Here is a 12,929-nt window from a genome sequence, read left to right as displayed (position 1 = left end):
GAGGTTCCTCCGGTCGCATTTGCGTCACCTGCCTGATCACAAACTCATCAGCTCCGTCAACGAGGCGATCACCCGGATACCGGCGTCCACGGCACCGGAACCTCCGGAAGCCGAGCGGTCCAGCCATATGGCCTGCAACCCTGCGTCCCGTGCCCCGACCGCGTCCTTTTCGTAGTCGTCACCCACGTAGGCCACCTCGGCGGGCGCCAACCCCAGGGCCTCGCAGCCCGCCAGGAAGATGCTCGCCGCCGGCTTGGCGGCACCGTGTTCCTGGGAACAGATCAACGGCTCCGCAAAGTAACCGAGCAGCCCGATCGCATCCAGCTTCGTGCGCTGGTGCGCGGTCACCGAATTCGACACGACGCCGAGTTGGAATCGACCCTCCAACGCACCCAGCGTCGGCTGAGCATCGTCGAACGCCCGCCGGACCGCGTCCCTCCGCAACGCATAGCTCGCCCACCACGCCGTAGCCGCCTCGTCCGTCAACTCAAGTGCGCCGACCACCCCGGCCTGTGCGAGAAATCGCCGTATCCGTGCCGCCTTCTGGGCGGCGAACGTCAACTCGCCGCTCAGGAACCGCGGGTACTCCTCCTCCCTGACTTCCCGCCACACACGCAGCGCCTCCGCTGGCGACTCGAACCGGTCGGAGAGGCCTTCGGCCACCAAGTGCTCGTGAAGACCGGCCTCCTCGGCCTCCTCATAGTCGTACAGGGTTCCATCGACATCGAACAGCACTCCACGGATCGTCATGTCGATCATTCTGGCGGGCAACGCCGATCCGGAACAGTTCCGTGATCAAGAGTGACCTTCGAAAGCAGGATCTGAACAAAAGATCATCAGATGTCAAGCATCATCAACCAGACCTCTGCACGTGAACTCGTACTTCGCTCTGCAGATGAACTCGTACCCCGACACCGCCGCCCAGTGGGTCGACCGCCTGGCCGCCGCCCATCAGGCCGGACGGCTCCAGGACGAGCTGGTCAAGCTCGGACGCTACCCGCTGATCGTGATCGACGAAGTGGGCTACATCCCTTTCGAATCCGAGGCCGCGAACCTGTTCTTCCAGCTGATCTCGAACAGATACGAACGCGCGAGCGTGATCGTCACCTCGAACAAGCCGTTCGGACGCTGGGGAGAGGTCTTCGGCGACGAGACCGTCGCCGCCGCGATGATCGACCGACTCGTCCACCACGCCGAGGTCCACTCCCTCAAGGGCGAGTCCTACCGCATGCGGGGCCGCGAACTCGGACGCGTTCCCACCGACGACAACGACTGACGCACACCATCCAACGAGACCAACGGATGGCCCACAACTGAACCGCTGGAACCGGCCCGTTTTGAGCCGTTGCCGACAACCGCGCACCGGCTGACCCCCGCGGGTGCGGGGAGGAGAACGCGGTGATCCCGCCCCAGCGCCTCGGCGACGGCTGACCCCCGCGGGTGCGGGGAGGAGCGCACCGCGGAGGACGAGCTCTGGCTGATCGGCGGCTGACCCCCGCGGGTGCGGGGAGGAGAGCACGGGGTACTCGGTCCACCGGCCGCGCGCCGGCTGACCCCCGCGGGTGCGGGGAGGAGGGCAAGATCGAGAGCCTGATGTCCGGGATCGGCGGCTGACCCCCGCGGGTGCGGGGAGGAGTCCAGGGTGCGGGTGACGAGGGCGAACGCGGTCGGCTGACCCCCGCGGGTGCGGGGAGGAGACCTGGACCGAGCACCAGCGCGGCATGGCGCTCGGCTGACCCCCGCGGGTGCGGGGAGGAGGGGTGCCGCGTGTGGCCGGCGTCGGCAAATGTCGGCTGACCCCCGCGGGTGCGGGGAGGAGCTGCGGGTCGGCGCTGACGAGGGGTGGGCCGACGGCTGACCCCCGCGGGTGCGGGGAGGAGCGGATCAGCCGACCCGTCCACGGCTCGTACGCCGGCTGACCCCCGCGGGTGCGGGGAGGAGGACGGCGCCTCGACCGGGTTCCCTCGCTACGGCGGCTGACCCCCGCGGGTGCGGGGAGGAGGGGACCAGGTCTCCGGCGAGATCGGGAGCCACCGGCTGACCCCTGCGGGTGCGGGGAGGAGACCAGCCGCGGGGCCTGCCCGGTGGGCGGGTACGGCTGACCCCCGCGGGTGCGGGGAGGAGCCAGGGTTCTCCCACGTCACAGGGCGTAGCAGCGGCTGACCCCCGCGGGTGCGGGGAGGAGGCAGGTACGAAACCCTGGTATGCGCAGGCGAGCGGCTGACCCCCGCGGGTGCGGGGAGGAGCGTACAGAGCACAAGGAGCAGCTGATGAGCACCGGCTGACCCCCGCGGGTGCGGGGAGGAGATCCGCCACCTCACCAGCGGCACGCGCGCCGTCGGCTGACCCCCGCGGGTGCGGGGAGGAGTTCGCCCTCGCCCTCGGCAGCGACTGGGACCGCGGCTGACCCCCGCGGGTGCGGGGAGGAGGAGCGCGCGCAGCTCGTCCTCGCGGACATCGCCGGCTGACCCCCGCGGGTGCGGGGAGGAGTGCCGGTGGTAGGCGGCGCGGGACGGGCACGGCGGCTGACCCCCGCGGGTGCGGGGAGGAGAACACCCGCACCATCACCGTGCCCTCTGTCGACGGCTGACCCCCGCGGGTGCGGGGAGGAGATCGCCGCCCACCGCCACACGTCCGCCGGCACCGGCTGACCCCCGCGGGTGCGGGGAGGAGACCTTCGGCGCTCTGCCCTCCCAGCTCAAGTACGGCTGACCCCCGCGGGTGCGGGGAGGAGGATCCGTGACTAACCGCGGACTAATCCGCCTCCGGCTGACCCCCGCGGGTGCGGGGAGGAGGAGAAGATCGAGTTCACGACCGACCGCGACCTCGGCTGACCCCCGCGGGTGCGGGGAGGAGCGCTCGCGGGGATTGCTCATGGCCGTGTTTCACGGCTGACCCCCGCGGGTGCGGGGAGGAGGAAGACGCGGCCACTGCAAAGGCGCTGGAGGCCGGCTGACCCCCGCGGGTGCGGGGAGGAGTGGTCGGAGGCCGACCGCCTCAACGTCCAGGACGGCTGACCCCCGCGGGTGCGGGGAGGAGACCGACGACGAGACGCAGAGCATCGCCGAGGGCGGCTGACCCCCGCGGGTGCGGGGAGGAGTTCACCGCGCCGTCCGAGACCGGCATGTCGGACGGCTGACCCCCGCGGGTGCGGGGAGGAGCTCGGCCCGGCGGTGCACACCGACGGGCCGCGCGGCTGACCCCCGCGGGTGCGGGGAGGAGCAGCGGGTGGAGTGCTCGGCCTTCGCCTTGGCCGGCTGACCCCCGCGGGTGCGGGGAGGAGTCATTCGAGGACGGCGGCCCGTTCGTCCAGTTCGGCTGACCCCCGCGGGTGCGGGGAGGAGCGCCGCTCGTCCTCCGACTCCGTCCGGCCCGTCGGCTGACCCCCGCGGGTGCGGGGAGGAGCAGCTCGTCCTCGACGGCGAGTTCGGCCGCCGCGGCTGACCCCCGCGGGTGCGGGGAGGAGTCAACGACGCGAACAACGGTGAGCGTCATTCCCGGCTGACCCCCGCGGGTGCGGGGAGGAGGCCTGCTCGCCAACACCACCGACGTGGTCGAACGGCTGACCCCCGCGGGTGCGGGGAGGAGTCGCTGCCCAGCGCCCACAGCACGGAGACGGACGGCTGACCCCCGCGGGTGCGGGGAGGAGGGTCAGTGGTGTGGGGTGGTGGCGCGCGCGGCCGGCTGACCCCCGCGGGTGCGGGGAGGAGTCTATCCTTCCCCGCCGCACTGACGCCGCAGGTGGCTGACCCCCGCGGGTGCGGGGAGGAGCCATCCGCGCGTCGCGCTGTCGTGCTGCGGCGCGGCTGACCCCCGCGGGTGCGGGGAGGAGTCCAAGTGGGCCGCCACTCACCTACGTTGAGCCGGCTGACCCCCGCGGGTGCGGGGAGGAGAGCCACGGGCCCAGGCAGACGTATCCGCCGCGCTGGCTGACCCCCGCGGGTGCGGGGAGGAGACGATCTTCTTGACGAGGTCGTCGCAGGTGTCCGGCTGACCCCCGCGGGTGCGGGGAGGAGTTGTAGAGGGTGTTTTTCTGGACCCGGAGCTCCGGCTGACCCCCGCGGGTGCGGGGAGGAGCCGCTCGGCCGCACCGGCCGCACCGGCAGGAACGGCTGACCCCCGCGGGTGCGGGGAGGAGCACCAGAAGGCCGGCGGCCAGGAGCACCACTACGGCTGACCCCCGCGGGTGCGGGGAGGAGGCTTCGTGAACTGCGGCGTTGTGGCGGGTTTGCAATTCCTTGACTGTGCGGGGGATGGGATTGATGCCCAGTGTCGAGGTGTCAAGGAGCGTCCACATGATGCCATGGGCGGTGGGGTGGCTGCGGCGGATCGGTGACCGGGCCACAGAGGGTGACCTTTGCCGTGTGGTGGTCGGGCAGGTGGTCGTGACCGTTGTGCGGGTGGGCTGCTGCACGTAGGGGGATGGCCCGATCGCGGAGGTCTTCCACTGTTGTGCCTGCCTCCTCGAAGGTCGCCAAAAGTTCCAACCTAGGGGATGGTTGGGCCTGACCGGCGGTGTCTGAATCGTTACACGAACTACCCGCGCACGCCCTTCGGATGTCCATGACCTCGGGCGATGCGCCGAGGGCCCAGCCGGTCAACCCCTCGCTCGTCCTCGGATCCGATGTGAGGGGCCGTGGGGATTGTCAGTGGTAACTGATAGATCCTCAGACATGAATGAGAGCAAGCCAGTTGGCAGAGTCGGGACAGTCGATCCCGACTCCCGTCTGTGGGGCAAGCATGCCGGTCTGCCCGGCCCCTACCCCGTGATCTGTCATCTCCTGGACACGGCTGCCGTCGCCGGCGCGCTGTGGGACGCCGTCCTGAGCGAGCGCGTGCGGATGCGGATCGCCGGGGCCATGGGCGTCGGCGAGGCTGAGGCCCGGGAGATGGTGATGCTGTGGGCCGGCCTCCATGACATCGGGAAGATCTCGCTGCACTTCCAGCAGCAGGTCACCGAGCAGTTCGCGAAGCTGATGGGGGATCCGGCGTACGCGGAGGACAACTCGGCCGCCAAGCGCAGCGGGTACCTGAGGCACGAGACGGCCACGCACTGGGGGCTGGTCGAGTTCTTCAAGCAGTGCGGCTATCCGCTCCACAAGCCCGTCAGGAGGTCGCCAGCCCACCAGATCGCCCAGCTGCTCGGCGGGCACCATGGGTGCTTCGCCCCCGTGCTGCAGGTGAAGGAGATCAACAACCCGTCGGGCTACCAGCCGGCTCTCGGCACTGCCGGAGGTTGGCGGGACCAGCGGCTCGCTCACGCGCACGCGGTCCGTCGGACGGTCGGGGCCGACAGGCCGCTGGAGCAGGTGCTGCCCGGTGAGCTGGCGGTGGTGGTCACCGGGCTGGTCGTGGTGGCCGACTGGCTGGCCAGCCAGGTCGACGTCATCGAGCCGCGGATGCCCGGGGAGGACTGGAAGACCGGGGACTCGGAGCTTGCCGAGCACTTCGAGACGGCAGCCGAGGCCGCACCGCGGTGGGTCCGTACGGCAGGCCTCGGGCGGGCGGCGTTTCCGGACAGGCCCTTCACCCAGCAGTTCCCGTTCTCCCCGAACAAGCTCCAGGCCGACGTCGCGGAGTACTTGCCCAAGGTGGTGAAGGGGCCCGGACTGCTGCTGGTCACGGCCCCGACCGGGGACGGCAAGACCGAGACCGCCCTGCACGCGGCCTCCGTGATGGCGAGGGCCTCGGGCACTTCCGGGGTCTACTTCGCGCTGCCGACGATGGCTACGGCGGATGCGATGTTCACCAGGTTCCGCAGGTTCGCCGAGGACAACGTCGAGGGTGATCGCGCGCTCACCCTGCTGCACAGCATGGCCTGGCTGAGCCCGGACTACGCCCCGGGGGAGGGGGCGACGGACGGGTCGGCCGTTCTCGCGGACACCGAGGCCGGCCAGTGGCTGCGCACCGGGCGTCGGGGTCTGCTGGCGCCGCTCGCCAACGGCACCGTCGACCAGGCGCTGACCGGCGTACTGCCGGTTCGCTACGGCTTCCTGCGACTGTTCGGCCTCTCGAACAAGGTGCTGGTGGTGGACGAGGCGCACGCCTACGGCCCCTGGATGCACAGTCTGCTGGTGCGGCTGCTGGAGTGGCTTGGCGCGTTCGGCGCCCCGGTCGTGCTGCTGTCGGCGACCTTGACCGGCAGGGCGGCCTCGTCGCTGGTCGACGCCTACCGGCGTGGCGCGGGCTTCCATGAGCCGTCCACGGTGGAGCCCTGCTACCCGGGGTGGCTGTTCGTGGACGCGGGCAGCGGAGAGGTGTCCGAGCCGCGCGAGGCCGGCAGCAGCCGCACCCGGACCCTGCGCGTGGAGACCCGTCGGGTGCACTGGGACGTCCGGGACCAGGACGTCGCGACGAAGCCGGGAGTGCAGGGGCGGCGCGACGCCCTGCTCGAGATCCTCACACCGGTGACCGCCGAGGGAGGCTGTGTCCTCGTCTGCTGCACCACCGTGGACGAAGCCCAGCGCACCTACCGCTACCTGGAGTCGGCCCTGCCCGGGCTCGCCGCGCGCGACGGGGGCCTGCGGCTGCTCCACTCCCGCTACCCCGCCCACGAGCGGCAGCGCATCACCACCGAGTGCGAGGCCGCGTACGGGAAGCCGGCCGACGACGCGGCGGCGGCCGTCCCGCGGGAGGGCTCGATCCTGGTGGCCACCCAGATCGTCGAGCAGTCACTCGACCTGGACTTCGACCTGATCGTCTCGGACCTCGCCCCGCTGGCGCAGCTCCTGCAGCGGGCCGGCCGCGGCAAGCGCCACGAACGTCCCAACCGCCCGGCCTGGATCGGCCTGGCCGCCGAGCCGCGCATGATCGTGCTGGAGCCGCTCGACGACAAGGACCGCGTGGCCGCACCCCGCTCCTGGGGCACCGTCTACGACGCGTCCCTGCTGCGCCGCACCAGTCTGCTGCTCGAGAGGCAGTCCGGCGGGGCGATCGAGGTCCCCGGAGACGTCCAGGAGCTCGTGGACGAGGTCTACGCGGACGACTTCGGAGCGGACCTGGACAAGGCCGCCTCGGCGGAGCTCGACCGGATGGACGCGGAGCGCATCGCCTCGGCCGCCGCCGAGGAGCAGATGGCGGAGATCACCGTGATCCCGGCCCCTCACGGCGTGGCCGACGACCTCTCCCAGCTCAGCGAGCGCGGCTTCGCCGTCTCGGACGACCTGCTGACCACCCGCCTCGGCGCGGACAGCGGCCGTGCCGTGTGCGTCTTCCAACGGGAGAGCGGCTGGAGCCTCGACCCCGACCGCGATGTCCCACTGCCCGCAGCCGCGGCGAACCGGGATGAGATCGCGCTGATCATGCGGCACACCGTGCCGCTGCCCGGCCGCTGGCTCGCCGGCCGCACCGAGGAGAACGCCGTGCCGAAGGCCTGGAAGGACCGGCCCCTGCTCACCGACCTGGCGCTGCTGCGCATGCGCCCTGACGGCGACCGGTGGACGGGCCGACTGGGGGAGCGGCAGCTCATGTACTCGAACGTGGGAATTTCCGAGAACTAGCCTCATAGGCACCGCACTTGACGATACGTTGGCTGCGCCGGACCCGGACAGGACTGTCGTCCCTCCGGGACCGGTGTGACCCCCGCTCGCGCGGGGACAGGTCTGCCGACACGGCCGCTTCCTAGGCACCGCACGGCTCACCCCCGCTCGCATGCGGGGACCGCGCAGAGCCTACCCACCCTGTGACCACCCGCACTCGCCTCGCCGGAGGCCGCATGCCATCCGCACCACCCGCCTACAACCTCCTCGACGAACCGTGGATCCCCGTCCGCTGGCTCCCCGGGCAGGACACGAACGACACGGCGGACCCCACCGCGCTCCGTCCGCCCCAGGTCGGCCTGCGCGAACTCCTGCTGCGCGCCCCCGAGATCGCGCAGATCGCGGTCGCCGACCCGCCCGCGCTCTCCGCGCTGTACCGCGTCCTGTACGCGATCACCGCCCGCGTGGCGGAGCTCGACGAAGCCGGTCCCGGCGACTGGTCCGACCGCCGCGACGAACTGGTCACCGAGGGAAGCCTCAGCGAAGAACAGGTTGCCCGGTACGTCACGCCGATCCACGACCGTTTCGACCTCTTCGACCCCGCGCGGCCCTTCCTGCAGGACCCGAGGCTGGCCGAGCAGTGCGACCCGGCGAACACCGCCGGCGTCGACAAGCTCATCACCACCCGCCCCTCGGGCAACAACCACTCCTGGTTTCAACACGTCAACAGCGCCGCCCCCGAGCTGCCCACCCCCGACCAGGCCGTCCTGCACCTGCTCGTCTGGCACTACTACGGCCCCTCCGGACGATGCTCCAGCCGCACCGTCGGCGGCACCAAGGCGGCCGGCAGCAAGGCCGGCCCCCTGCGCAGCACGCTCTCCTACCACCCGGAGGGCGAGACGCTGTTCGAGACGCTGCTGGCCGGACTCCCCGAACCGGCCGAGGGCGTCTCCCGCAGCAGCGACCTGTGCCCATGGGAGCGGGACGAACTGCCCGACCCCGTGGCCGCCCCTCCAGCGCTGAAAGGACCGTGCTCCGCGCTCACGGCCCGCTCCCAGCACGCGCTGCTGCTCGTGCCCGATGCCACAGGCCGGCACGTCCGGGACGCGTTCATCACCTGGGCGAACCAGCTCAAGATCTCCCGCGAGGGCGACCCGTACCTGATCTGGCAGACCAGCAAGGACAACAACCCCTACCCCCGTCCCGCCGACTCCCAGCGCGCGCTGTGGCGGGATCTGGACGCCCTGCTGCTCAACAACCCCGCAGGAAGTACCCGGCCGCAGCGCCCGGCGGTGTTCCGCACCGCGCTGGAGGTCTCGGAAGACCTGAGGGTGCGCGCACTGGGGTTCGAACAGGACGGACAGGCCAAGGACATCCAGTTCGTCGACGCGGTCACCCCACCGGTGCTCGGGCTCGCTGAGGACAAGGACCCCACGGTCGCCGTCGAGATCGGCCACCTGCGCGTCCTGGGGGAGCGATACGGCAACCGGCTCGACCGGGCCGTCAAGAAGGCCTGGGCCGGCTTCACCACAGCCCCCAAGATCCGCGACTGCACCTGGGTCGTCGACGCCGCGGCCCGCTACTGGCCCGCCGCAGAAGCCGAGTTCTGGAAGCGACTGAACGCGCGCGACTTCGACGGCGCCGCCGCGGCGTTCCGCATCCTCGCCGAGCAGGCCTACGACACCGTCACCTACAGCGCACTCGGGACCATGCGCGGAGCCAAGGCCTGCACCACCGCCCGCCTCGAGCTGTACGGCGGGCCGGTGAAGCATCCGGCCAAGACCGGCGGCACCGGCGGCCGCAACACCAGTACGGAGGACGCATGAGCACGACCAGCACCATCCCCGGGCCCGCCAAACCGGCGGACGACGCGGTCGGCACGACAAAAGAGTCCTCCCTCATCCCCTCGCTGGGACGGGCACGCGCCTTCACCGCCAGGATCGACAAGCGCAGCCACGAGGACCCCGGCGTCCGCGCGGCCCTGCGCCGTGGCGTCGGCAAGGACCTGGACGCCGTGCCCTTCATGCACCGCTACGTGGCCTCCTGGCTCACCGAGGACCAGGCGCGCAGCCGCGACATCCAGCGCGCCTTCTACACCATCGCCTCCCTGATCGCCGCGCAGCGCCGCGACCAGTACGCCGCCGCGAAGGCCGAGACGCCGAAGAAGAGCGGGTCGGAGGAGCAGCCGACGGGCGAGGAGACGACGGCCGCCGACGCGGCACCGGACGCACCCGGCCACCCGGCCGACCCCCCGCAGGACACGGAGGCCGGCACCGCCAAGCGGGTCCCCCCGCGCAGCCTCGGCCACGCCTTCGCCGACGGTGTTATCAAGGGGGGCCAGAGCGGCGGTCTGCGGGAGACCTCGGCCGAGACCCGCCTCAACCTGCTGAGCCGGCAGAGCGTCGACGGCCTGCACCGCCACCTGCCCGGAGCCGTCCGCCAACTGCGCGGCAGCGATGTGGAGGTCGACTGGGCCCAGTTGCTCATCGACCTCTGCCAGTGGCGGCGCCGCTCCGGCGCTGTCAAGCGGACCTGGCTCCAGGACTACCACCGGGCCCTGCAGAAGGACGGCGAGCGCCGGGCCCGCGAGCACGACGACGAGCAGGGCGACGCGACGGGCACCGGCACCGGAACCACCGACGGCGCCGCCCCCGAGGCCTGATCCCAGACCCCGTACGGACCACCATCCACACCGACCCCCAGGAGCAGAGCATGCCCGGCCCCGACCGCACCACCGCCCGCTTCCTCGACATCCACATCGTCCAGAGCGTCCCGTTCGCCAACCTCAACCGCGACGACAACAACTCCGTCAAGACCGTCCGCTACGGCGACACCGAGCGCACCCGCGTCAGCAGCCAGTCCTGGAAGCGCGCCGTGCGCGAGTACTTCCAGCACAGCTTCGGCGAGCAGGCCCTGCGCACCCGCCGCATCGGCGCCCGCGTCACCCGCCTCCTCCAGGAGCAGCACGGCTGGCCCGCCGATCTCGCCCAGCGCGCCGGCCAGCACGTCGCCGCCGGCAGCAGCATCAAGTTCGAGACGGCCAAGGACTCGCCCGTCATCACCACCAACGCCATGGTCTACGTGCCCGAGACGGCCGTCGCCGAACTCGCTGCCCTCGCCCAGGAGCACCGCGCCGACCTCGAGAGCGCCAAGGACATCAAGAAGACCAGCGACAAGAGCGTCCTGCCCAAGGAGACCATCGACGCCGTCCTGCGCAGCCGCAACGGCGTCATCAACCTCTTCGGCCGCATGCTCGCCGAGGTCGACGACGCGGGTGTCGACGGCGCCGTACAGGTCGCCCACGCCCTGACCACCCACGGCACCGACGTCGAACTGGACTACTTCTCCGCCGTCGACGACGTCACCTCCGCCTGGGGCGACACCACCGGCAGCGCCCACATGGGCCACGCCGAGTTCAGCGCCGGCGTCTTCTACCGCTACGCCACCGTCGACCTCGCCGACCTGGAGGCCAACCTCGGCGGCGACCGCGACGCCGCCCGCGAACTCGCCGCCGGGTTCGCCGAGGCCTTCATCCTCTCCCTCCCGCGCGCCAAGAAGACCGCCACCGCCCCGCACACCATCCCCGACCTCGTCCACATCGCCGTGCGCAGCGACCGGCCGCTCTCCTACGCCGCCGCCTTCGAGCAGCCCGTCGCCTCCCACGAGAACGGCGGCTACGGCCCCGCCTCCCGTACGGCCCTGGCCCGCTACGCCGTGGCCGCCGACAAGCTCCTCGGCGGGCGCGGCAGCGTCACCGCGGCGTGGGCCAGCCTGGAGGACAAGGACCTCGACGGCCTGGGCACCCGCGTCGACTCCTTCCCCCAGCTCATCGACACCGCCATCGACGCGGCCTTCACCACCGACCGCACCGGCGCTGACACCGCTACCACCACCGATGCCGCCGGGGCCGGCGCATGAGCACCCCCACTCCCACCCGGGGACTGCTGCTGCGCCTGGCCGCGCCGCTGCAGTCCTGGGGCGAGACCGGCCAGTTCAACGAGCGCGACACCGCGTCCTTCCCCACCCGCTCCGGCGTCATCGGCCTGCTCGCCGCGGCCCTCGGCCGGAAACGGGACGAGGAGATCGGCGACCTCGCCGGCCTCTCGCTGACCGTCCGCACCGACCGGCCGGGCGTCATCCTGCGCGACCTGCACACCGTGGGCGGCGGCCTGCCCGCCGCCCGCACGGTCACCACCGCCGAGGGCAAGAAGCGCACCGGGGACACCGCCACCCTGCTGTCCCACCGCTACTACCTCGCCGACGCGGCCTTCACCGCCGTCGTCACCGCGGCCCCCGACCGCCTCGACGAGTGGGCTCAGGCCCTGCGGAACCCGCACTGGCCCCCCTACCTCGGCCGCCGCTCCTGCCCGCCCGAGGGCCCCCTGCTGATCGGCCTGGTCGACGACCCCCTGCACCACCTTGTCCACCTGCCGATCGCCAGGCGCGCCCGCGCGGGCGCCAGGACCGTCGACGTGGTCTTCCACGGCGACCAGCCGCTCGACCGCCTCGGCGACCACCCCCAGCCCGGGGACGACGACGGCAGCACCCCGGCCGGAGAGGTCACCGACGACCCCCTCACCTTCCATCCCCGCAGGCGGGCCTACCGCGCCCGCCCCCGCTACCAGCGCACCCTCACCCTGCCCGCCGACCACTGCAAGGGCCTCGCCGCCGGCTACCTGACCGCCCTCGGCGACTACCTCGACCAGCACACCACCCGCCCGGAAAGCATCCCCGCATGACCCTGTGGCTCACCCGCATCATCCCCGACCCGCGCAGCCGCGACGCCCGCCGCGACACCGCCGGCGCCGTCGACCTGCACCACCGCATGATGTCGCTCTTCCCGGACCACGTCGCCGACGACGAACAACGCCGCCGCCTCGGCGTGCTCTTCCGCACCGAATCCACCCCCGCCGGCGACCAGATCCTCCTCCAGAGCGCCGAGCGGCCCGACCTCGACCGCCTCCCCGCCGGATACGGACAGGCGGCGACCAAGACCCTCACCCCGCTCCTCGAGGCCCTGCGGCCCGGTCTCCACATCCGCTACCGCATCGCCGCCAACCCCATCCGCCGGCCCGGCCGAGCCACCCGCGAGCTCTACCGGCTCAAAGCCGTCGTCCCCCTCCAGGGCGCGGCCGCCGACGACTGGTGGGCCCGCCAGGCCCAGTCCTCCGGCCTCGACCTCGCCACCCTCCACTCCAGCCCCCTCGAGGCCGCCAAGGGCCACCGGCGCAGCGACCAGCGGCCCATCAAACACGACCGCATACTGTTCGAAGGAACCGCCGCCATCACCGACGCCGACCTCCTGCGCACCCGCCTCACCGACGGCATCGGCAAGGGCAAGGCCTACGGCTGCGGCCTGCTCAGCATCGCCCCCCACCGGGGGCCCCGGTGACCGCCCGCCGCCCCGACCCCGGCGCAGCGCGGCGCAAACTCGCCGCCCCCACCGTCGCC

8 protein-coding genes and 1 CRISPR repeat array are annotated in these 12,929 nt (G+C 72.1%); of the genes, 7 read left to right on the top strand and 1 reads right to left on the bottom strand.

Annotation, left to right across the window (positions count from 1 at the left end):
* Positions 1–36 precede the first annotated feature (36 nt).
* The gene (locus ACIQ87_RS37750; protein WP_402416264.1) at positions 37–750 is read right to left on the bottom strand and encodes an HAD family hydrolase; all 714 of its coding nucleotides are present in this window, start codon (positions 748–750) and stop codon (positions 37–39) included.
* 145 nt (positions 751–895) lie between these two features.
* Between ACIQ87_RS37750 and ACIQ87_RS37745 the strand changes: the two genes are divergently transcribed.
* The 7 genes from ACIQ87_RS37745 to cas6e all read left to right on the top strand — a co-directional run bounded on the left by ACIQ87_RS37745 (position 896) and on the right by cas6e (position 12,870).
* On the top strand, positions 896–1,276 hold the full coding sequence (locus ACIQ87_RS37745; RefSeq protein ID WP_402416262.1) for an ATP-binding protein: 381 nt from the start codon (positions 896–898) through the stop codon (positions 1,274–1,276).
* Between the two features lie 87 nt (positions 1,277–1,363).
* Positions 1,364–4,199: a CRISPR direct-repeat array (repeat unit 29 nt; unit sequence CGGCTGACCCCCGCGGGTGCGGGGAGGAG).
* A 474-nt stretch (positions 4,200–4,673) separates the two neighbouring features.
* Positions 4,674–7,499: a CRISPR-associated helicase Cas3' gene (gene cas3, locus ACIQ87_RS37740; RefSeq protein ID WP_402416260.1), complete on the top strand. Its 2,826-nt coding sequence runs from the start codon at positions 4,674–4,676 to the stop codon at positions 7,497–7,499.
* Between the two features lie 215 nt (positions 7,500–7,714).
* Positions 7,715–9,304 carry a type I-E CRISPR-associated protein Cse1/CasA gene (casA, locus tag ACIQ87_RS37735; RefSeq protein ID WP_402416257.1) on the top strand — a complete coding sequence of 530 codons (1,590 nt, stop codon included), beginning with the start codon at positions 7,715–7,717 and terminating at the stop codon, positions 9,302–9,304.
* Positions 9,301–10,140, top strand: a complete 840-nt coding sequence (gene casB, locus ACIQ87_RS37730; RefSeq protein WP_402416254.1) for a type I-E CRISPR-associated protein Cse2/CasB — start codon at positions 9,301–9,303, stop codon at positions 10,138–10,140. The genes casA and casB overlap by 4 nt, the downstream gene beginning before the upstream one ends.
* 50 nt (positions 10,141–10,190) lie before the next feature.
* Positions 10,191–11,396, top strand: coding sequence for a type I-E CRISPR-associated protein Cas7/Cse4/CasC (cas7e, locus tag ACIQ87_RS37725; protein ID WP_402416251.1), 1,206 nt, complete (start codon positions 10,191–10,193; stop codon positions 11,394–11,396).
* Positions 11,393–12,217: a type I-E CRISPR-associated protein Cas5/CasD gene (gene cas5e, locus ACIQ87_RS37720; RefSeq protein ID WP_402416249.1), complete on the top strand. Its 825-nt coding sequence runs from the start codon at positions 11,393–11,395 to the stop codon at positions 12,215–12,217. The genes cas7e and cas5e overlap by 4 nt, the downstream gene beginning before the upstream one ends.
* Complete coding sequence (gene cas6e / locus ACIQ87_RS37715; RefSeq protein ID WP_402416246.1) at positions 12,214–12,870, top strand: type I-E CRISPR-associated protein Cas6/Cse3/CasE; 657 nt, start codon at positions 12,214–12,216, stop codon at positions 12,868–12,870. The genes cas5e and cas6e overlap by 4 nt, the downstream gene beginning before the upstream one ends.
* Positions 12,871–12,929: the final 59 nt, after the last annotated feature.

Origin of the sequence: Kitasatospora sp. NPDC096204 (genome assembly GCF_044763205.1) — a bacterium.
Classification (GTDB): domain Bacteria; phylum Actinomycetota; class Actinomycetes; order Streptomycetales; family Streptomycetaceae; genus Kitasatospora.
This window is presented reverse-complemented; position numbering and strand designations above follow the sequence as displayed.

Coding starts and splice junctions, on each gene's coding strand:
- ACIQ87_RS37750 (WP_402416264.1), bottom strand. CDS start 750: ATGACGATCCGTGGAGTGCTGTTCGATGTCGATGGAACCCTGTACGAC.
- ACIQ87_RS37745 (WP_402416262.1), top strand. CDS start 896: ATGAACTCGTACCCCGACACCGCCGCCCAGTGGGTCGACCGCCTGGCC.
- cas3 (WP_402416260.1), top strand. CDS start 4,674: ATGAATGAGAGCAAGCCAGTTGGCAGAGTCGGGACAGTCGATCCCGAC.
- casA (WP_402416257.1), top strand. CDS start 7,715: ATGCCATCCGCACCACCCGCCTACAACCTCCTCGACGAACCGTGGATC.
- casB (WP_402416254.1), top strand. CDS start 9,301: ATGAGCACGACCAGCACCATCCCCGGGCCCGCCAAACCGGCGGACGAC.
- cas7e (WP_402416251.1), top strand. CDS start 10,191: ATGCCCGGCCCCGACCGCACCACCGCCCGCTTCCTCGACATCCACATC.
- cas5e (WP_402416249.1), top strand. CDS start 11,393: ATGAGCACCCCCACTCCCACCCGGGGACTGCTGCTGCGCCTGGCCGCG.
- cas6e (WP_402416246.1), top strand. CDS start 12,214: ATGACCCTGTGGCTCACCCGCATCATCCCCGACCCGCGCAGCCGCGAC.